Origin of the sequence: Streptomyces rubiginosohelvolus, assembly GCF_014649875.1 — a bacterium.
Taxonomy (GTDB): Bacteria; Actinomycetota; Actinomycetes; order Streptomycetales; family Streptomycetaceae; genus Streptomyces; species Streptomyces rubiginosohelvolus.
Map to the genome: position 1 here is coordinate 1,137,986 of NZ_BMTW01000001.1, position 18,843 is coordinate 1,156,828.

Consider the following 18,843-nt stretch of genomic DNA (forward strand, 5'->3'; position numbering starts at 1 on the left):
GGGAGGTCTCCGGCGTGGACGTACCGGTGTGGCTGTGGATCGTGTTCGCCGTGACCGTCGTCGTATCCCTGACGGTCGACCTCCTGGCGCACCGCAAGGCGCATGTCATCGGCTTCAAGGAGGCCGGACTGTGGAGCGCCCTGTGGGTGGGTCTCGCGCTGGCCTTCGGCGGGGTCGTCTTCCTGACGCTCGGGACGACCGCCGGAACGGAGTACACGACCGCGTGGCTGCTGGAGAAGAGCCTCTCGGTCGACAACCTCTTCGTCTTCGCGCTGATCTTCGCGTATTTCAAGGTGCCCCGGGAGTACCAGCACCGGGTGCTTTTCTACGGTGTCATCGGCGCCCTGGTGTTCCGGGCGCTCTTCCTGACCGCCGGTGTCGCGGTGGTGAACCGCTTCACGTTCGTCCTGTTCCTCTTCGCCGCGATCCTTTTCTACAGCAGCTACAAAATCCTCAGCGGCCAGGAGGAGAATTTCGACCCGGGCAAGAGCTTCGCCGTGCGGGCGCTGCGGAAGGTCATGCCGGTCCAGGACGAGTACTCCGGCACGCATTTCGTCGTCCACAAGGAGGGGCGGCGCATCGCCACACCGCTGCTCGCGGTGGTCGCCGCGATCGAGGCGGCCGACCTCATCTTCGCGGTCGACAGCGTGCCCGCGGTGCTCGCGGTCAGCGACGACCTGTTCATCGTCTACACCAGCAACGCCTTCGCGATCCTGGGGCTGCGGGCCCTGTACTTCCTGCTGGCGGGGCTGCTGGACCGGTTCCACTACCTGAGCCACGGCCTGGCGGTCATCCTCGCCTTCATCGCGGTCAAGCTCATCCTCCAGGCGTCCCACAAGATGATCAGCACCTCGATCCCGGAGATCCCGTCGCCGGTGAGCCTCGCGGTGATCGTCGTGATTCTGGCGGTGTCGGTGACCCTGAGCCTGCGCCGTCCGCCGCAGAACCAGAGCGGTGAGAACGCCTCCGACACCGATACGGACAAGTAAGGCGAAGGCAAAGCAAAGGGAAAGACTTCCCCAAATCCTCCGCCGGGCCTATCGTGAGTAAATGGACAGCGAAAAGCGTGACCTCCACCAGCGGGCCGCTTTCATGTGCCCCGCCTGCAAACAGTCCGTCCCCTCCGAGATCCACCGCCACAAGTCCCTCGGGATCTTCGTCCCGGTATGGCGCGCGGGCCCCTGCGAGAACCCCGACTGCGCGGAGTACGCCGCCGCCCAGGAGCAGAACTCCCGGCACCGCTCACGCCACTGAGGCTCCCCGGCCGGGGGCCGGTCCGCCCGACGCGCGGACCGGCCCCCGGCTGACTAGCGTGGGCCCTACGGGGAGGCCGAAGGCACAGCTCGGGGACTCAGGGGAAGGACCGGCACGCCATGGCTGTACAACCCGAGGGCACCCCGTGCTGGGCGGACGCCATGTTCGCCGACGTCGAGGGCGCGAAGAGCTTCTACACGGACGTGCTCGGCTGGACGTTCGGCGAGAGCCAGGCGGAGTTCGGCTACTACACACAGGCGTACGCGAACGGGAAGGCGGCCGCCGCCGTGTCCCCGCCCATGCCGGGCGAGGAGGGGAACCCCTCGTCCTGGTGTCTCTACCTCGCCTCGCGGGACACCGCCGCCACCGTCGCGAAGGTCCGCGAGAACGGCGGCGAGGTGCTGGTGGAGCCGATGGAGGTCGGCGCGTTCGGCACGATGGCGCTGGCCCGCGACCCCGGCGGGGCCGTGTTCGGCATCTGGCAGGCGAACGCCCACGAGGGGTTCGACACGGAGATGGGCGCGCCCGGCGGGTACTGCTGGGCCGAGGTCTTCACCCGGGACGCGAAGGCGGTGGACGCGTTCTACCCGGCGGTCTTCCCGTACACGGAACGGAAGATGGACGATGCGCCGATGGACTTCGCCGTCTTCCACGTACAGGAGCAGCCGGTGCTCGGCCGGATGGTGATGGACAGCGACTTCCCGCCCGAGGTGCCGTCCTACGTCAACGTGTACTTCGCCGTCCCCGACTGTGACGCGGCGGTGGCGAGGACGACCGAGCGCGGCGGGGCGCTGCACTTCGGACCGATGGACAGCCCGTTCGGCCGGTTCGCGGTGCTCGGCGACCCGCAGGGCGCGGCGTTCGCCGTGATCGACGTGACCACCACCCAGGGCGAGATGCCGGACATGAGCCCGATGGCCTGACCCGGGCCGTCAGCCGCCGACGGGCCGCGACCGGGAGACCAGCGCGGCCCGTCTCCCTGCCCACCGCGCACCCCTCCGAGGGCTCCACGGCGTCCGTAGATTCCTCCGACACCCCTCGCATCTGCGATGGAACATCGTCCAGAGAATGGCAGATGCCACCCCAATTGGCCTAGCGTGTCGCACATGCAGTCCTACACAATCGGCCAGGCAGCACGACTTCTCGGGGTCAGCCCCGACACCGCCCGCCGCTGGGCGGACGCCGGCCGGGTCGCGACCCATCGCGACGAGGCCGGCCGCCGTCTCATCGACGGCCGCGCGCTGGCCGCCTTCTCGATCGAGGTCGGCCAGAGTGCGGGCGGCGAGGACGAGGACCCCTACACCTCGGCCCGCAACGCGTTCCCGGGCATCGTCACCGCGGTGAAACTCGGCGACGTCGCGGCCCAGGTCGAGATCCAGGCCGGGCCGCACCGGCTCGTCTCGCTCCTGACCCGGGAGGCGGTGGAGGAGCTGGGTCTGGAGGTCGGCATGCAGGCGACCGCCCGTGTGAAGTCGACCAGCGTGCACATCGACCGCACCTGAGCCTGCCCCGTACTCCCGTACCGCACCTGCGCGTACGCCCACGTCCCGCGCCTCACGCCCACGCGTCCAAGGAGCCTCACCCTCATGTCTCTCCTCCTCACCCGCCGCCGCGCGGCCGCCGCCGTCCTGACCGCCGCGCTCCTCGTCCCGCTCGCCGCCTGCGGCAACGACGACAAGAAGGACGCGGACAGCGGCGCCGAGGCCACCTCGTCCGCCTCCGGCGCCCCGAAGGCCGATCTGACCGTGCTGGCCGCGTCCTCCCTGACGGACGTCTTCAAGGAGGCGGGGGCCGCGTACGAGAAGGCGAACCCCGGCACCAAGGTGACGTTCTCCTTCGCGGGCTCCCAGGAACTGGCCGCCCAGGTCAAGCAGGGCGCCCCCGCCGACGCCCTGGTCACCGCCGACACCAAGACGATGGACGGCCTCTCCGGCGACACCGGCAAGCCCACTGTCATCGCCAAGAACCGCCTGGTCATCGCCACCGGCGAGGGCAACCCGGAGAAGGTCGAGAACCTGAAGGACCTCGCCGACCCGCAGCTGAAGGTCGTCCTGGCCGCCCCCGAGGTGCCGGTGGGCCGCTACAGCGAGCAGATCCTCGACGCGCAGAAGATCGAGGTGAAGCCGGTCTCCCAGGAGCCCAACGTCCGCGCGGTCCTCAGCAAGGTCGAGCTGGGCGAGGCGGACGCCGGGCTCGTCTACAAGACCGACGCCGCGACCGCCACCGACAAGGTCGACGCGATCGAGATCCCGGACGCGGAGAACGCCATCGCCTCCTACCCGGCCGCCACGCTGAAGGCGTCGAAGCACAGCGAGGCGGCCGCCGCGTTCGTCGCCTGGCTCTCCACGCCCGAGGCGCAGAAGATCCTCCAGGGCGCGGGCTTCCAGCAGCCGTAACCGCCCCACCGCGCACGCCGAGGAGCCCGTACCGTCCTACGGGCCCCGCACCTCCAGCCGCCCGACGAGGTCACCATGAAACGACCGGCACTCCGCCGTACGCCCGGGGCCCGCGCGCCCCTGCTGCTGACGGTGCCCGCCCTGCTGGCCGTGGCGTTCCTGATGCTGCCGCTCGTCGGGATCCTGGCCCGCACCTCCTGGGGCGAGCTGGGCGACCACCTCACCGCCGAGGCCACCACCGAGGCGCTGCGGCTCTCGCTGGTGGTCTCGCTCTGGTCGCTGGGGCTCTCGCTGCTGTTCGGGGTGCCGCTGGCCTGGCTGCTGGCCCGGGTGCCGTTCCCCGGCAAGGCGTTCGTCCGCTCGCTGGTGCTGCTGCCGATGGTGCTGCCGCCCACGGTCGGCGGTGTCGCGCTGCTGCTGGCGTTCGGGCGGCGCGGGCTGCTCGGCCCCTGGCTGGAGGACACCTTCGGCGTCACGCTCCCCTTCCATACCTCGGGGGCCGTGCTCGCGGCGACGTTCGTCGCGATGCCGTTCCTGGTCATCTCGCTGGAGGGCGCGCTCGGCGGACTGCGTCCCCGGTACGAGGAGACCGCCGCCTCGCTCGGGGCCTCCCCGATCCGGGTGTTCCTCACCGTGACGCTGCCGATGGTCGCCCCCGGGCTGATCGCCGGGGCCGCCCTGACCTGGGCGCGGGCGCTCGGCGAGTTCGGCGCGACGATCACCTTCGCCGGGAACCTCCCCGGCACCACGCAGACCCTGCCGCTCCAGGTCTATCTGCTGCTCCAGGACTCGCCGGAGGCCGCCACCTCCGTGTCGCTGCTGCTCCTGGCCATCGCGATGATCGTGCTCATCGCGCTGCGGGGCCGCTGGACCGGCACCCCGGGCGACCACCGGGACCCCGCGAGCCGTGCGGCGGCCCGCCCGGAGGACCCGGCCGCCCCGGCCCCGCTCCCCGAACCGCCCCCGGGCCTCCCGCACAAGTCCGACCCCGGGCCCTGGCCGCTGCACGCCGACGTCACCGGCTTCACCCGCCTCACCCTGGACGCCGGACCCGGCACCACCATCGCGGTGGTCGGCCCCAACGGCGCGGGCAAGACGACGCTCCTGCGGGCCCTCCTCGGCCTCACCCCCCGCGCCCACGCCGCTCTCCGCCTCGGCGACGACGACGTCACCGGCCTCCCCCCGCACCGCCGGGGCGTGGCCTGGGTCCCCCAGGACGGCGCCCTCTTCCCGCACCTGAGCGCCCTGACCAACACGGCGTACGGGCTCCGCGCCCACGGCGTGCCGCGCGCCGAGGCCCGCCGCGAGGCCCAGGACTGGCTGGACCGGCTCGGGGTGGGCCACCTCGCCCACCGCAGGCCCGCCCAGCTCTCCGGCGGCCAGGCCCAGCGGGTCGCCCTGGCCCGCGCCCTGGCGGCCCGCCCGCGCCTCCTGCTGCTGGACGAACCGCTCGCCGCCCTCGACCAGACCACCCGGGCCCGGGTCCGGCACACCCTGCGCGGGCACCTCGCGGAGTTCGGCGGGGTCTGTCTGATCGTCACCCACGACCCGGTCGAGGCGGTCTCCCTGGCCGACCGGGTCCTGGTGCTGGAGGACGGCCGGGCCCTCCAGGACGAGCCGCCCGCCGAGGTCACCCGGCACCCGCGCTCGCCCTGGGTGGCCCGGATGCTGGGCCGCAACGCCTGGCCCGGCACCGCCACCGCCGACGGCCTGGCCCTGGAGGGCGGCGGTCATCTCGTGGTCGCCGAGCCCCTCCCGGCGGGCACGGACGCCCTCGCGGTCATCGCGCCGGAAGCCGTCTCCGTACACCGGGAGCGGCCCACCGGGTCCCCGCGCAACGTCTGGCCGGGCACGGTCCGCGAGATCACCTCCGGGGGCAGCCGGCTGCGGCTGCTGATCACCTCGGACGAGGCCCCGGACCTGGTCGCGGAGATCACCCCGGGGGCCGCGGCCGAGCTGGGCATCGCCGACGGGAGCGCCGTCTGGACCAGCGTGAAGGCGACGGAGGCGACGGTCGTACCGCTGTAGCGGAGAGGGCTGCGGGAGGTGTCGGCGGGCCGGCCGCGGGAACCAGAGACACCACCGCGGACGTACTTCTTACGACTCTCGACGCACATCGGAGAAACGGGGACCCATGGCACTGTTCGGCAACGCCCACACGATCAACCCGGCCACCGCCCAGCAGGACTACGCGAGGCTGCTCGGCCAGGGTGAGCAGATGCACGCCGCGTTCCTGCTGATCCGCGACACCATCCTGTTCACGGACCGGCGGCTCGTCCTCGTCGACAAGCAGGGCATCACCGGCAAGAAGACCGAGTACCACTCCGTTCCGTACCGCAGCATCACGCACTTCGCCGTCGAGACGGCCGGGACGTTCGACCTCGACGCCGAGCTGAAGATCTGGATCTCGGGCAACCCGACCCCGCTCCAGAAGACGTTCACCAAGGGCGTCGACATCTACGAGGTGCAGGCGATACTCACGCAGTTCGTCGCCCGCTAGCCACCTCCGGGGGACGCGGCTCAGAGGGACGGACGCAGCCGGGCCGCCGCCGAGTGGCCCGGGACGGCGGCGCGCAGCTTCGCGGCGCGCTCCCGCAGTGCGGGCAGCAGCGCGTAGAGCGCGTCGCCGGGGCAGCGGGTCTCGAAGCTGTCGCGGTGGCCGGAGATGACGTGCAGCCGGGCCACCTGCCCCTCGTCGAAGCGGCTCTCGTCGTTCGTCGAGACCAGCTCGACGCTGCCCAGCGGATCCGCCCCGGGCCGCAGCTTCCAGGCGGCGAGCCGCACCAGCGCGTCCATCATCGGCTTCGGCACCTCCGCCCCCGGGCCGAAGTTCCCGATCGCCGCGATGCCGACCGTGTCGGCGTTGAACCCCTTGGTGTGCGCGCCGAGCACCGAGCGGCCCACGCCGCCGGCCCGGCCCTCGTAGATGGTGCCGCAGCGGTCGACGAGGAAGTTGTAGCCGATGTCGTCCCAGCCGTCCTGCCGGATGTGGTCGCGCTGGACGGCCCGGATCAGCTCGGGGGCGTCCGCGCAGTCGTAGTCGTTGGGGTTGCCGGTGTGGTGGACGAAGACCGCCCGCGCCGCGCCCGTGTAGTGCGGGCCCTCCCGGACCAGCTTCTCGTCCGCGTGCCAGTCCCGGCGGCTGACCAGGGCCGGCTGCGGGAGACCGCGCGGCGGGCGGGGTCCGGTGGCCAGCTCCGCCCCCGGCGCGCGCAACGCCGGACCGTCCCCGAACACCAGGAGGGCCAGGGGCAGGACCAGAACGCCCAGGACGAGTCGGCGGGACCACATGGACTCCACCCTGCGCCCTGACCTCCGGGTTCGCAGAGGAGCGGGCCGTTCGGGTGACAGGGCGCCGGGCCTCCGCGAGCCCTCCCCGCAGCCCGGGCGCGCCGTCCGGAATGCGCGTTTCGCCGGGTCTTCTTACGATGAGATCCGGATCATCGCCCGCTCCCGGCGGGGGTGCCCGGCGGAGCGAGGAACCATGGCCCACGACCGTGTGCGGGACGAACCGGATGTCGGCCTGAAGCCGAACGCGATCGGGTTCGTCGACGCCCTTGTCATCGGTCTGAACGCGACCTCTCCGGCGTACTCGCTGGCCGCCGTCATCGGCCCGATCGTCGCCCTGGTGGGGATCTACGCCCCGGGCGTCATGTTCGCCTCGTTCGTGCCGATGCTGCTGATCGCCTCCGCGTTCTACTACCTGAACAAGGTCGACCAGGACTGCGGTACGACGTTCTCCTGGGTGACCCGGGCGATGGGCCCGTGGGCGGGCTGGCTGGGCGGCTGGGCGATCACCATGACCGGTGTGCTGGTGGTGGGTTCGCTGGCCGATGTGGCGGTGAGCTTCACGCTGCTGGCGGTGGGTCTGGACGGCTGGGTCGAGAACGACTTCGTGCGCCAGCTGCTCACTGTGCTGCTGATCATCGTGATGACCGGGCTCTGCGTCATCGGCACCGAGCTGTCGGCCAAGGTGCAGAACGTGCTGATCCTCCTCCAGATCGCGTTCCTGCTGGTCTTCGTCGCGGTGGCGCTCTACCGGGTGTACGCGGGCACGACCGGCTTCGACTCGATCGAGCCCTCCGGCAGCTGGCTCAACCCCTTCGGCGCGGGCGGTGCAGCGCTGACCGGCGGGCTGCTGCTCGGGGTGTTCATCTACTGGGGCTGGGAGTCCGCGGTCAACCTCACCGAGGAGACCGAGGATTCGGCCAGCGCGCCCGGCAGGGCGGGCCTGTGGTCCACCGTCGTACTCCTGGTGACCTACCTGTCGGTCGCCATCGCGGTCGTCGCCTTCGCGGGGACGGCGTTCCTGGCGGAGAACGCGGGCGAGGAGGAGTTCATCTTCGCCCAGCTCGCCGGGGACGTCCTGGGCGGCTGGGACTGGATCCTGCTGCTGGCGGTGGCCACCTCCGCGATCGCCTCCACCCAGACGACGATCATCCCGGCGTCCCGGACCGCCCTGTCCATGGCTCGCCGGCAGGCGCTGCCGCAGCACTTCGGGCACATCAGCCCCCGGTTCCGCACCCCGGACGTGAGTACGTGGTGGGTCGCCGGGATCGCCATCGCCTGGTATCTGATCGTCAACCAGATCTCCACCAACGCCCTCTTCGACTCGCTGACCGCGCTGTCCCTGCTGATCGCCTTCTACTACGCGCTCACCGGGGTGGCCTGCGCCGTCTACTACCGGCGCCATCTCACCGAGAGCGTGCGGAACTTCCTGCTCATCGGGCTCGGCCCGGTGGTCGGCGCCGGACTGCTGACCTGGCTGCTGGTGCGCTCGGTCATCGACATGTCCGACCCGGCCAACTCCTACAGCGGCACCTCCTGGTTCGGGCTCGGCCCGCCGCTCGTCATCGGCATCGTGATCGCCCTGGTCGGCGTGGTCCTCATGGTGGTCTGGCGGCTGCGCGACGCGGTGTTCTGGCAGGAGCGGCCGGGGGTCGCGGACCCGGACCTGGTGCACGCCCCGACCCGGAAGGGGCCGTGAGATGTCGGTCGTCCTCGGTTACGACGAGTCCCCCGGCGCCGCCCGCGCCCTGCGCATCGCCATCGAGGTGGCGGCCGCGTACGGGGAGGAGCTGGTGATGGTCTACGGGGCCGCCGCCCCCGGGCTGCGCGACGGCGCGGAGTACCGCAGCCACTACGACGCGATCCGGCAGGCCGGGCGCACCGGCCTGGAGCACGCGCTCACCTCCGCCGAGGAGGCGGGCGTACCCGCCTCGGTCGAGGTGCTGGACGAGAAGCCCGCACAGGCCCTCCTGGACGCCGCCGAACGGCACGGGGCCCGGGTCATCGTAGTCGGCACCTGGGGCGAGAGCCCGATGCGCGGGGCCCTGCTGGGCTCGACCCCGCACAAGCTGCTGCACATGTCGACGGTCCCGGTGCTGTGCGTCCCGACGGAGGAGGGCCCGGAGCAGCCGCAGCCGTAGGCGGCCGTACGGGCCCGTTCCGCCGCGCTTCACCGAGCCGTACGGGCCGGAGCAGCCGCGGGCGCAGGCGAGCAGGTCACCACGCCTCCCCGCTCTCCGCCGCCCGCCCCGGAACGGCCCTGCCCCCGCCGTCCTCCTCCCGGCGCAGCAGCCGGAACGCCAGCAGCGGGAAGACCAGCACCGACACCATCGCGGCGGCGACCAGCGCGGCGGCCTCCCCCGCCCCGATCACCTTGTCGTCCAGGCCGATCGCGGTGATCGCGACCACCAGCGGCAGACACGTGGACGAGAAGAGCCCGAGCGCGGCCCGCGGGGCCCGCCCGGTCAGGTCGCGCGGGGCCAGCAGATATGCCGGAACCCCGCGCACCAGCAGGAACAGCAGCAGGAAGACCGGCAGGAGCACCAGCGGGCGGCCGTCGTCCAGGAGTGCCGCGAGGTCGAAGTCGATGCCCGTGACGATGTAGAAGAACGGCACGAGGAAGCCGAAGCCGATCGCCTCGACCCGTTCCAGGATCGCGTCGCCGCTCTCGGGCACGGACCCCTGGAGGACGAGCCGGGTCAGCATCCCCGCCGCGAACGCGCCGAGCAGCGTGTCCAGACCGAAGACATGGGCGAGCCCCAGCATCCCGGCCAGCAGCAGCATCACGAAGCGGACGGCGAACTGGCCGCTGGAGTGCAGGGTCGCGGCGACGATGTGGGCGAACCACGGCGGCCTCGGCCGCATCGCCCAGAACACCGCACCCGCCGTGACGACGGCGAACACGGCCAGCACCGCGCTCGCCGCCCCCGGGCTGCGCCCGCTGAACAGCAGGGCCATCGCGATGATCGGCCCGAATTCGCCCACCGAGCCGAACGCCATCACCACCGACCCGAACCGCCCCTCAAGACGCCCCGAGTCCCGCAGGATCGGCAGCACGGCGCCCAGCGCGGTGCTGGTCAGCGCGGTGCCGATGACCAGGCTCTTCGCCAGGTCCGCCCCGCTCAGCAGCAGGGCGACGCCGAGCCCGGCGGCGAACGACAGCACCCAGGCCCCGCCGGCCCGGCGCAGGGTGTCGCCACGGACCTCGGCGAACCGGATCTCGTACCCCGCCAGGAAGATCAGCATCGAGAGCCCGAGGTCGGACAGGGTGTCGATGACCTGGTCGTGATGGGCCCAGCCGAGCACATCGGGCCCGACCAGGATCCCGAGCACGATCTCGAAGATGACGACGGGGACCGGCAGCCACCGCCCGGTCGCGTAACCGAGCAGCGGGGCGAGAACCGCCAGGGCCATGATCAGGACGAGGGTGCCCGGGTACTCCATCGCTCGTGTATAGCAAGGAGCGTCCCGGAATCACCCGTTATGACACCCCTGGAGGGACCGCTCAGTTCGGGCAGTGGGTGTCCCGTCCGGGGCGCTTGCCGGTGACGAGGAAGTCGCTGACGGCCCGGTCGCCGCAGGCGTTGCCGCTGCCCAGATACATCCCGTGCCCGCCCTGCCCGACGGTCACCATCCTGGCCCGCTCGCCGAGCGCCGCCCGCATCTTCAGGGCCCCGGCCAGCGGGGTGGCGGGGTCGCGCAGGCTCTGGATCATCAGGACGTTCGAGGGGCCCTCGTCGGTGATCCGGGTGGGCCTCGGCTCCTCGGCGTGCTTCCAGAAGGAGCACGGGGTGATGTTCGCGGGAAGCCCGGCCGTCAGCGGATACCGCGCCCGGTCGGCCGCGACCCGGCGGGCGTACCCGGAGTCCGGCCCGGGCCAGCGCACGTCGTTGCAGATCACCGCCATGGTCAGCGACGCGTCCTCGTCCGGCAGCGCGCCCGCGAGCTCCGGCGGCAGCACCGGGCGGCCCTGCGGATCCCCCGCCGACCGGATCAGCCGGGCCAGCGGAGCGAACCCCGTATCGCTGTTGAGGCTGCCGTGGAGCGCCTGCCGCAGCCGGTTGCCGGTCAGCGGCACGCCGGGGACGTCTGACTCCTTCGGCTCACGGTCCAGCTCCCGGGCCAACGCGAGGAACAGCGGCTGTACGTCCTCGGCGCGCCGGGCCAGCCGCAGCCCCTCGGCCTCCCGGGCGGGGTCGGCCGCCCAGGCCGCGAAGTCGGGGAAGCGAAGGGCGACGGCCGGGCCCACGTTCGTCATCCAGCCGTACCCCACGCGCGCCGGGTCCGGGTCTCCGGTGCTGTCCAGGACCAGCCGGTCGACGCGGTCGGGGTGCTCCTGCGCGTACCCGGCCGCGACGTAACTGCCGTACGAGTGGCCCCAGACCGACAGCTTCCGCTCGCCCAGCGCGGCGCGCAGCCGGTCGATGTCACGGACCTGGTTCCGGGAGCTGAAGGACCGCACCACCGGGCCGCCGTCGCGCGCGCACGCCATGGCGATGCGGCGGGAACGTTCGGCGTTCTCCGTGATCGAGCCGTCCGCGGCGGGCCAGGACCGCAGCGTCACCAGGTGCCGGTCCGCCTCGGGGATCCCGCAGCCGGCCCGGGTGGAGCCGCCGACCCCGCGCGGGTCGAGGCTGACCAGGTCGTACGCCCCCTCGGTCGCCGCCCGCAGCGCCTCGCCCTTCTGCGCGAGGCGCTGCACCCCCGAGCCGCCGGGGCCGCCGGCGAGCGCCAGCAGGGTGCCCCGCCGGGCCTCGGGCCGGTCGGTGCGCAGCCGGGTCACCGCCACCTCGACGGTGCGCCCGCCGGGGGCGCGGTAGTCCAGGGGAACGCGGAGGGTCGCGCACTGCTGCCCGGCCGGGACGGGCGTCCCCGGGACCGGGGCGCAGGGCCCCCAGGCGAGCGGAGACGCGGCGGGTCCCGCCGGGCGGCTGTGCGCGACGGGTGCGCCGACGGCGGTCAGGGTCCCGGCCGCGGCGGCGGCGGCGGCGGAGACGGCGAGAAGTAAGACTTTGCGGGTCCAGTTCGTCATGGACACAGCCTGGTCGGGCGGGGATCCGCCGCCCATCCGGGAGCCCGGTGGAACGGGGTGGGGAAACCCCCCGGACGCCCCCCTCGGTCACCCCCCGGATGCCCCCCTCGGCTACCCCCCGGACGCCCTCCTCTGCCACTGCCCGGGCGCCCTGCCTCGACGCCTCCTGGGGCAGTCCCCGTCCGAGCCCCCGAACCGGCACCCGTCACCCGTTCTCCCGCACCGGCGTGCCGGGCGGTGACGGGGGCCGTTGAATGCGAAGTCAGCGAACCGCCGAAGGCCGTCCCCTGCCGGGACCGCCGGGAGCACCGTCGCGAACGGGGCTGGAGGCAGGAGAGACCGCATGCCGTCGTCACCGACCCGCACGGGCCCGGAAGCCGCCCCGCGCCGGGGTGCGCTGCGCCGCACCGGCGAATGGTGCGCCCGGCACTTCGTGACCGTCCTCGTCCTGTGGGTGGCCGCGCTCGCCGGGCTCCAGGTCCTCCAGCATGCGTACGGCGGCGACTACTCCGACGACTTCTCGCTCCCCGGCACCCAGTCCCAGGAGGGCCTCGACGTTCTGAAGGCGCACGCCCCGCAGGCGGGCGGCTACAGCGCCCAAGTCGTCCTGCACGACCCGGACAAGCCGCTCACCTCCGTCTCGGACCAGGTCGCGACCGCCGTCACCGACCTCGAGAAGCTCCCGGACGTGCTCTCCGCGCAGAGCCCGCTGCCGTCGGACGGCTCCGCCCCGCCCCCACCACCCGACCCGAACACCGGGCCGCTCTCCACGGACCAGAAGACCGCCTACATCACCGTCCGGTTCAGCGTGCAGCCCTCCACGCTCGACGCGTCCTATCTGGACGGGGTCGACGACGCGGTGCAGCCGCTGCGGTCGGCCGGGGTGACGGTGGAGTACGGCGGATCGCTCGGCGAACTGGCCCGGCCCGAGCCGAGCGACCGCACCAGCGAGGCGATCGGCTTCGGGGTGGCGATCGTGGTCCTGCTGATCGGCTTCGGCAGTCTGCTGGCCGCCGTGCTGCCGCTGGTCACCGCGCTGGTCTGCGCCCTGTGCGGGCTGGCGCTGCTCGGCCTCTTCGCCGCCGCCGCGACCTTCGCGACCGTCTCCCCGACGCTCGCCACGATGATCGGCATCGGCGTCGGCATCGACTACGCCCTCTTCCTGGTCACCCGGCACCGGCAGAACCTCGTCGACGGCCAGGACCCGGTGACCGCCGCCGGGAACGCCGCCGCCACCAGCGGGCACGCCGTGCTGCTCTCCGGCTGCACGGTGATCATCGCGCTGTCGGGGCTGTGGGTCTCCGGGATCGGGTTCATCGGCAAGCTCGGCCTGGCCGCCGCGGTCACCGTCGTCACCGCGGTGGCGGGCGCCCTCACCCTCGTACCGGCGGTCCTCGGTCTGATCGGCCGCCGCATCGACCGCGTACGGGTACGGAAACCGGTGGCCGAGACCGTACCGGCCCCCGAGGGCGCGGAGCCCGGCGGCTGGCACCGGTACGCGCAGCGGGTGGAGCGGCGGCCCTGGTGGTTCCTGGCCGGCGGGGTGGTGCTGCTGGCCGTCCTGTCCTTCCCGGTCTTCTTCATCCAGCTCGGTCACATCGGCGACGGCGCCGACCCGAAGTCGTTCACGGACCGGCGCGCCTACGACCTGATGTCGAGCGCCTTCGGCCCCGGCTCGAACGGCCCGCTGACCGTGGTCATCGACCAGAGCAAGGTGTCGTCCGGCGACCGGTCCGCCCTCGCCGACCAGGCGCAGAAGGCGCTGACCGGGGTGTCCGACGCCGAGGTGATCACCCCGCTGACCGCCACGTCGGACGGCGACGTGCTGACCGCCACCGCCTACTCGGTGGCCGCCCCGCAGGACGAGCGGACGACCTCCCTGACGAACCGGCTCACCGACGACGTCCTGCCCCAGGCCGTCTCCGGCTACGACGCGAGCACGTACGTCACCGGTACGACCGCCGCCCAGGTCGACTTCCTGGACATCGTCTCCAGCCGGCTCCCGCTGATCATCGCGGTCGTCGTGGGCCTGGCGTTCCTGGTGATCCTGGCCGTCTTCCGGGGCCTGCTCGTCGCGGTGAAGGCCGCCGTGCTCAACGTGCTGTCGATCGCCGCCTCGTACGGGGTCGTGGTGGCGGTCTTCCAGTGGGGCTGGGGCGGCCCGGCACTCGGGGTCTCGGGAGACGTCCCGATCGAGAGCTATGTCCCGATGATGATGTTCGCGATCGTCTTCGGGCTGAGCATGGACTACGAGATCTTCCTGCTCTCCCGTATCCACGAGGCGTGGGTGCGCACCGGGGACCCGCGCGCGAGCGTGGCACACGCGCTGGAGATCACCGCCCGGGTCATCACCTGCGCGGCGCTGATCATGGTGAGCGTCTTCGCCGCGTTCGTCATCAGCGACAACATCGTGGTGAAGATGCTGGGCCTGGGGCTCGCCGCCAGTGTGCTCATCGACGCCACCGTCGTACGGCTGCTGCTGGTCCCGGCGGTGATGACCCTGCTGGGCCGGGCCGCCTGGTGGATCCCCGGACCGCTGGACCGGATCCTGCCGCACCTGGACGCCGAGGGAAGCGCGGAGCCGCCCGCACGGACCGTTCAGAAGTGATGCATGACACAGCGGGCGGAGGGAGCGCCTCCGCGTTCTAGGGTGTCAGGATGCCTGCCCCTCTCACCTCCGAGCAGCCGCGCCCCACCGCCGCTGCCGCCGTCCCGGAGACCGGAAAGCCGCCTTCCGACGGCCGGGACCACTTCTTCGACAACGCGAAGTACCTGGCGATCGTGCTGGTGGCGATCGGACACGCGTGGGAGCCGCTGCCCTCCGGCCGCCTGGTGGAAGCCGCGTACACCTTCGTCTACACGTTCCACATGCCCGTGTTCATCCTGATAGCGGGCTACTTCTCACGGAACTTCGAGCTGCGGCCGGACCGGGTGTGGAAGCTGGTCACCAGCCTCCTGGTGCCCTATGTCCTGTTCGAGGTGCTCTACACGCTCTTCGAGCGGGTGGCGGACAAGCCGGACTTCCCCCTCTCGCCGCTGTCGCCCTACTGGCTGCTGTGGTTCCTGCCGGCCCTGTTCCTCTGGCGGCTGTCCACCCCCCTCTGGCAGGCCGTGCGCTTCCCCGTGCTGGTCTCCCTCGCGATCGCCGCCCTCGCGACGGTGTCCCCGGACGCCGACGGGTCCCTCCAGATCCAGCGCATCCTGCAGTTCCTGCCGTTCTACGTCCTCGGCCTGCGGCTGCGCCCGGAGCACTTCCAGCTGCTGCGCTCCACCTGGGTGCGGATCGTCTCGGTGCCGGTGTTCGCCCTCGGGCTGCTCGTGGCGTACTGGCTGGTGCCCAGGACGTCCACCTCGTGGTTCTACCGCAAGAGCAGCACCGACCGGCTGGACATGGCCGAGTGGACCGGACCGACCGTCACCGTGCTGCTGTTCCTGGCCGCGATCGTGCTGGGCGCCTGCTTCCTCGCCTGGGTGCCGAAGGGCAGGAGCTGGATGACCGCGCTCGGCACCTGCACGCTGTACGGGTATCTGCTCCACGGCTTCGTCGTCCGGGGCCTGAAGTACGGCGGCTTCTACGACGACCCGTTCTTCGACACCACGCTGGGCACGGTCGCCGTGACCCTGGGCGCGATCGCCGTCATCACCCTGCTCTGCACGCCCCCGGTCCGGCGGCTGCTGCGCCCGTTGCTGGAGCCGCGCATGGCGTGGGCCCGGCAGAAGCCACCGGCCGCCCGGGCGTCCTGAGACGCCACCGAACGGCCGGGCCGGGGCGGGGACTCAGTGATCCGCGACGACGGTCCGGCCGAGCACCGCGACGTGCTCCAGGACGTCCTCCAGCGGATCGTCGATCTGGCCCGTCGCGATCAGGGCCACCTGCGGGCCGTTGTGGGAGTCGGTGTGCGTCTCGTCGGCGTGGGCGGTGGCGGGCAGCACGGACGCCACCACCGTCACGCCTAACGCGGTCAGCTTCCTCTTCATGGCGCCGATCCTGGGGCCGGCCGGGCCCCGGGGCGGGGAGCGACGCCCGGCCCCGGCGCCTTGTTACAGACAGTCACCTGACCGCGGGCGCCGGGGCCGTACGGGTCACGCCGCGCGGTTCTTCCGGCGCTGCGCGGCAGCCGCCCGCTCCTCGGGCGTCGGCACTCCGGGACGGCCGCGCCGGGCCGGGGCCCCGCCACCGCGCTTGGTGCCGCGGCCCATGAACGCGCCGCCGCCACCGCGGCCGGAGCGCTCCTTGGGCGGGGCGGTGACGACGACCGGGACACCGGAGGGCGCCTGCGCACCGGTGATCCGGCTCAGCTCGGCCTCGCCGGAACGGACCTGGGCGATCTGCGGGGTGATCCCGGCGTCCGCCATCAGCCGCGTCATCTCGCGGCGCTGGTTCGGCAGCACCAGCGTGACGACGCTGCCGGACTCCCCGGCGCGGGCGGTACGGCCACCGCGGTGCAGGTAGTCCTTGTGGTCGGTCGGCGGGTCCACGTTGACGACCAGGTCGAGGTTGTCGACGTGGATGCCGCGCGCCGCGACGTTGGTGGCGACCAGCACCGTGACGTGCCCGGTCTTGAACCGCTCCAGGGTGCGGGTGCGCTGCGGCTGGGACTTGCCGCCGTGCAGCGCCGCCGCCCGGACTCCGCTCTGCAGCAGGTGGTCGGTGAGCTTGTCCACGGCGTGCTTGGTGTCCAGGAACATGATCACGCGGCCGTCGCGGGCGGCGATCTCCGTCGTGGTGGCGTACTTGTCGGCGCCCTGGACGTACAGCACGTGGTGCTCCATCGTCGTGACCGCGCCGGCGGCCGGGTCGACGGAGTGCACGACCGGGTCCTTCAGGTACGTACGCACCAGCAGGTCGACGTTGCGGTCCAGGGTGGCCGAGAAGAGCATCCGCTGCCCGTCCGGGTTCACCTGGTCGAGCAGCTCGGTGACCTGCGGCATGAAGCCCATGTCGGCCATCTGGTCGGCCTCGTCGAGGACGGTGATGGTGACCCGGTCCAGCCGGCAGTCGCCGCGCTCGATCAGGTCCTTGAGGCGGCCCGGGGTCGCGACGACGACCTCGGAACCACCGCGCAGCGCGCTCGCCTGGCGGCCGATGGACATGCCGCCGACCACGGTGGCGAGGCGCAGCTTCAGCGGCCGGGCGTACGGGGTGAGCGCGTCGGTGACCTGCTGGGCCAGCTCCCGGGTGGGGACGAGGACCAGGGCGAGCGGGCGCTTGGCGTCGGCGCGGCGGCCGGCCGTGCGGGCCAGCAGCGCGAGGCCGAAGGCCAGGGTCTTGCCGGAGCCGGTGCGGCCGCGGCCCAGGACGTCCCGGCCGGCCAGCGAGTTCGGCAGGGTGGCCGCCTGGATCGGGAAGGGTACGGTCATGCCCTCGGCGGTCAGCGCCGCCTTCAGCGGTGCGGGCATCTCCAGTTCGCCGAAGGTCTCGGCGGCCGGGAGGGCCGGGGTGATCGTCACCGGCAGGGCGAACTCGCCCTTGACGCCGGAGGGGGAACGGCGGCTGTACCCGCCGGACCGGCCCGAGCCGCCGGAGCGCTTGGGGCCGCCGCCGAAGCCCGCGGCCCGGCGCTCGCCGCCGCCACCGCCGGAGTAGCGGGGGGCGCCGCCGGAACGGGTCCGGGAGAACCGGTCGTTCGAGCGGGGTGTGCGTTCGCGATTCATACAGAACCTCTCCTCGATGGGCGCGTATCGAGGGATTCTTTTCGGGGAACAGACCGTGAACGGCACCCGGAATCGCAAGAACGAGCCGATGAAATGACAAAAGAAAACGAAACCCGGCCGCCGGGAATCAGGTCACCGGACGCGGCTCCGTCGGGGGCCGCGCGCAGCGGGCCCCGGAAACGACAACGAGCTGGGGCCCGCACCCCAAGGTGCGGGCCCCAGCTGCGCCGTGCTGCCTGAATGATCAGGCGGGGACGATGTTCTCGGCCTGCGGGCCCTTCTGGCCCTGCGTGACGTCGAAGGTCACCTTCTGGCCTTCCTGCAGCTCACGGAAGCCGCTGGAGGCGATGTTGCTGTAGTGGGCGAAGACGTCGGCGCCGCCGCCGTCCTGCTCGATGAAGCCGAAGCCCTTTTCCGAGTTGAACCACTTCACGGTGCCAGTAGCCATGTCATATCTCCTTTAAGGGCGCAGAGCCCGTGGGCCCGCACTGTGCGGACCCCACGTCGCCGCGATGATTACCCCGTCCGGAAGAAACAAGAACACCGGAAAGACAAAAGTGCGCCCGCCGACATCCGGTCGGCAGGAGCACTTGAAGTTTTTGGGAACCACAACTGCAACTGAGATCAAGACTAGCACGACGACCCGGAAGAGGCAGTGCCCGAAATCACCGTCCGGGCCGGAACACGAAAAGCCTCATCGCACATTGCGCGAAATTCTGTGCTGCCGAAAACAGATATTCAACGGGAACGGCCACGCAGCTCCTCGTTGAGGCGCAGCGCCTCCTCCAACTGGTCCTCGAGGATGACGATGCGGCAGGCGGCCTCGATGGGCGTGCCGGCGTCGACCAGCTCGCGGGCGCGGGCGGCGATGCGCAACTGGTAGCGGGAGTAGCGGCGGTGACCGCCCTCGGACCGCAGCGGGGTGATCAGGCGGGCTTCGCCGATCGCCCGGAGGAACCCCGGCGTCGCACCGATCATCTCCGCGGCTCGCCCCATCGTGTAAGCGGGGTAGTCGTCGTCGTCGAGCCGGCCGGCGGCGTGCGAGGGGGTCTCCGGGGGCATCTGCACCTCTTCTGTCACGCGCGGACCGGAGGAGCCGGGCGCCGTACGCCTGCGGGGTGCACCTCTGCTGCTTACCACTGTTTCCGTGACTGCACAAGAAACCCTAATCGCCCGGCAAGGGCATGTCTATCGCGGCCGGAACAGATTCGGACGGCC

Annotated in this window: 18 protein-coding genes; 11 read left to right on the top strand and 7 right to left on the bottom strand. The window is 72.1% G+C overall.

The window, feature by feature from the left end; all coding sequences use genetic code 11:
• Window positions 1–14: 14 nt before the first annotated feature.
• The 7 genes from IE134_RS05460 to IE134_RS05490 all read left to right on the top strand — a co-directional run bounded on the left by IE134_RS05460 (window position 15) and on the right by IE134_RS05490 (window position 6,150).
• Window positions 15–989, top strand: coding sequence for a TerC family protein (locus tag IE134_RS05460; RefSeq protein ID WP_098894391.1), 975 nt, complete (start codon window positions 15–17; stop codon window positions 987–989).
• A 61-nt stretch (window positions 990–1,050) separates the two neighbouring features.
• Window positions 1,051–1,254 (top strand): hypothetical protein, encoded by a 204-nt coding sequence (locus IE134_RS05465; RefSeq protein WP_030707076.1) that lies wholly within the window; start codon window positions 1,051–1,053, stop codon window positions 1,252–1,254.
• Between the two features lie 119 nt (window positions 1,255–1,373).
• Window positions 1,374–2,177, top strand: coding sequence for a VOC family protein (locus tag IE134_RS05470; RefSeq protein WP_030707077.1), 804 nt, complete (start codon window positions 1,374–1,376; stop codon window positions 2,175–2,177).
• Between the two features lie 183 nt (window positions 2,178–2,360).
• Window positions 2,361–2,756 carry a TOBE domain-containing protein gene (locus IE134_RS05475; RefSeq protein ID WP_010063102.1) on the top strand — a complete coding sequence of 132 codons (396 nt, stop codon included), beginning with the start codon at window positions 2,361–2,363 and terminating at the stop codon, window positions 2,754–2,756.
• 84 nt (window positions 2,757–2,840) lie between these two features.
• On the top strand, window positions 2,841–3,650 hold the full coding sequence (modA, locus tag IE134_RS05480) for a molybdate ABC transporter substrate-binding protein (RefSeq protein ID WP_030707081.1): 810 nt from the start codon (window positions 2,841–2,843) through the stop codon (window positions 3,648–3,650).
• Window positions 3,651–3,725: 75 nt separating this feature from the next.
• Window positions 3,726–5,678 carry an ABC transporter permease gene (locus IE134_RS05485; RefSeq protein ID WP_189429729.1) on the top strand — a complete coding sequence of 651 codons (1,953 nt, stop codon included), beginning with the start codon at window positions 3,726–3,728 and terminating at the stop codon, window positions 5,676–5,678.
• A gap of 106 nt (window positions 5,679–5,784) precedes the next feature.
• Window positions 5,785–6,150, top strand: coding sequence for a PH domain-containing protein (locus tag IE134_RS05490; protein WP_189429731.1), 366 nt, complete (start codon window positions 5,785–5,787; stop codon window positions 6,148–6,150).
• 20 nt (window positions 6,151–6,170) lie between these two features.
• Here the strand turns inward: IE134_RS05490 and IE134_RS05495 are convergent, their stop codons facing one another.
• A complete protein-coding gene (locus IE134_RS05495) occupies window positions 6,171–6,941 on the bottom strand; it encodes a peptidoglycan recognition protein family protein (protein WP_030707087.1) in 771 nt (256 codons plus the stop codon).
• Window positions 6,942–7,134: 193 nt separating this feature from the next.
• On the opposite strand from IE134_RS05495, the gene IE134_RS05500 reads away from it, so the two are divergent.
• Together IE134_RS05500 and IE134_RS05505 are read left to right on the top strand one after the other, a co-directional pair.
• Complete coding sequence (locus tag IE134_RS05500; RefSeq protein WP_098894392.1) at window positions 7,135–8,637, top strand: APC family permease; 1,503 nt, start codon at window positions 7,135–7,137, stop codon at window positions 8,635–8,637.
• 1 nt (window position 8,638) lies between these two features.
• Window positions 8,639–9,079, top strand: a complete 441-nt coding sequence (locus IE134_RS05505; protein ID WP_010071478.1) for a universal stress protein — start codon at window positions 8,639–8,641, stop codon at window positions 9,077–9,079.
• 76 nt (window positions 9,080–9,155) lie between these two features.
• Here the strand turns inward: IE134_RS05505 and IE134_RS05510 are convergent, their stop codons facing one another.
• Both IE134_RS05510 and IE134_RS05515 read right to left on the bottom strand, forming a co-directional pair.
• On the bottom strand, window positions 9,156–10,382 hold the full coding sequence (locus IE134_RS05510) for a cation:proton antiporter (protein ID WP_097947716.1): 1,227 nt from the start codon (window positions 10,380–10,382) through the stop codon (window positions 9,156–9,158).
• Between the two features lie 61 nt (window positions 10,383–10,443).
• Window positions 10,444–11,970 (bottom strand): alpha/beta hydrolase, encoded by a 1,527-nt coding sequence (locus IE134_RS05515; RefSeq protein WP_189429733.1) that lies wholly within the window; start codon window positions 11,968–11,970, stop codon window positions 10,444–10,446.
• 343 nt (window positions 11,971–12,313) lie between these two features.
• On the opposite strand from IE134_RS05515, the gene IE134_RS05520 reads away from it, so the two are divergent.
• Both IE134_RS05520 and IE134_RS05525 read left to right on the top strand, forming a co-directional pair.
• Window positions 12,314–14,578, top strand: a complete 2,265-nt coding sequence (locus tag IE134_RS05520; RefSeq protein WP_030707097.1) for an MMPL family transporter — start codon at window positions 12,314–12,316, stop codon at window positions 14,576–14,578.
• A 50-nt stretch (window positions 14,579–14,628) separates the two neighbouring features.
• Window positions 14,629–15,714 (top strand): acyltransferase family protein, encoded by a 1,086-nt coding sequence (locus tag IE134_RS05525; RefSeq protein WP_030707099.1) that lies wholly within the window; start codon window positions 14,629–14,631, stop codon window positions 15,712–15,714.
• A 33-nt stretch (window positions 15,715–15,747) separates the two neighbouring features.
• On the opposite strand, the gene IE134_RS05530 is transcribed toward IE134_RS05525, so the two are convergent.
• The 4 genes from IE134_RS05530 to IE134_RS05545 all read right to left on the bottom strand — a co-directional run bounded on the left by IE134_RS05530 (window position 15,748) and on the right by IE134_RS05545 (window position 18,687).
• Window positions 15,748–15,948, bottom strand: coding sequence for a hypothetical protein (locus tag IE134_RS05530; RefSeq protein WP_126931142.1), 201 nt, complete (start codon window positions 15,946–15,948; stop codon window positions 15,748–15,750).
• A 105-nt stretch (window positions 15,949–16,053) separates the two neighbouring features.
• A complete protein-coding gene (locus tag IE134_RS05535) occupies window positions 16,054–17,625 on the bottom strand; it encodes a DEAD/DEAH box helicase (RefSeq protein WP_030707102.1) in 1,572 nt (523 codons plus the stop codon).
• Window positions 17,626–17,869: 244 nt separating this feature from the next.
• On the bottom strand, window positions 17,870–18,073 hold the full coding sequence (locus IE134_RS05540; protein WP_030707104.1) for a cold-shock protein: 204 nt from the start codon (window positions 18,071–18,073) through the stop codon (window positions 17,870–17,872).
• A 290-nt stretch (window positions 18,074–18,363) separates the two neighbouring features.
• Window positions 18,364–18,687: a MerR family transcriptional regulator gene (locus tag IE134_RS05545; RefSeq protein WP_030707106.1), complete on the bottom strand. Its 324-nt coding sequence runs from the start codon at window positions 18,685–18,687 to the stop codon at window positions 18,364–18,366.
• Between the last annotated feature and the right edge of the window lie 156 nt (window positions 18,688–18,843).

Excerpts from the sequence above, each read along its gene's own strand:
- IE134_RS05465 (WP_030707076.1), top strand. The coding sequence starts at position 1,051 with ATGGACAGCGAAAAGCGTGACCTCCACCAGCGGGCCGCTTTCATGTGC.
- IE134_RS05470 (WP_030707077.1), top strand. The coding sequence starts at position 1,374 with ATGGCTGTACAACCCGAGGGCACCCCGTGCTGGGCGGACGCCATGTTC.
- IE134_RS05475 (WP_010063102.1), top strand. The coding sequence starts at position 2,361 with ATGCAGTCCTACACAATCGGCCAGGCAGCACGACTTCTCGGGGTCAGC.
- modA (WP_030707081.1), top strand. The coding sequence starts at position 2,841 with ATGTCTCTCCTCCTCACCCGCCGCCGCGCGGCCGCCGCCGTCCTGACC.
- IE134_RS05485 (WP_189429729.1), top strand. The coding sequence starts at position 3,726 with ATGAAACGACCGGCACTCCGCCGTACGCCCGGGGCCCGCGCGCCCCTG.
- IE134_RS05490 (WP_189429731.1), top strand. The coding sequence starts at position 5,785 with ATGGCACTGTTCGGCAACGCCCACACGATCAACCCGGCCACCGCCCAG.
- IE134_RS05495 (WP_030707087.1), bottom strand. The coding sequence starts at position 6,941 with ATGTGGTCCCGCCGACTCGTCCTGGGCGTTCTGGTCCTGCCCCTGGCC.
- IE134_RS05500 (WP_098894392.1), top strand. The coding sequence starts at position 7,135 with ATGGCCCACGACCGTGTGCGGGACGAACCGGATGTCGGCCTGAAGCCG.
- IE134_RS05505 (WP_010071478.1), top strand. The coding sequence starts at position 8,639 with ATGTCGGTCGTCCTCGGTTACGACGAGTCCCCCGGCGCCGCCCGCGCC.
- IE134_RS05510 (WP_097947716.1), bottom strand. The coding sequence starts at position 10,382 with ATGGAGTACCCGGGCACCCTCGTCCTGATCATGGCCCTGGCGGTTCTC.
- IE134_RS05515 (WP_189429733.1), bottom strand. The coding sequence starts at position 11,970 with ATGACGAACTGGACCCGCAAAGTCTTACTTCTCGCCGTCTCCGCCGCC.
- IE134_RS05520 (WP_030707097.1), top strand. The coding sequence starts at position 12,314 with ATGCCGTCGTCACCGACCCGCACGGGCCCGGAAGCCGCCCCGCGCCGG.
- IE134_RS05525 (WP_030707099.1), top strand. The coding sequence starts at position 14,629 with ATGCCTGCCCCTCTCACCTCCGAGCAGCCGCGCCCCACCGCCGCTGCC.
- IE134_RS05530 (WP_126931142.1), bottom strand. The coding sequence starts at position 15,948 with ATGAAGAGGAAGCTGACCGCGTTAGGCGTGACGGTGGTGGCGTCCGTG.
- IE134_RS05535 (WP_030707102.1), bottom strand. The coding sequence starts at position 17,625 with ATGAATCGCGAACGCACACCCCGCTCGAACGACCGGTTCTCCCGGACC.
- IE134_RS05540 (WP_030707104.1), bottom strand. The coding sequence starts at position 18,073 with ATGGCTACTGGCACCGTGAAGTGGTTCAACTCGGAAAAGGGCTTCGGC.
- IE134_RS05545 (WP_030707106.1), bottom strand. The coding sequence starts at position 18,687 with ATGCCCCCGGAGACCCCCTCGCACGCCGCCGGCCGGCTCGACGACGAC.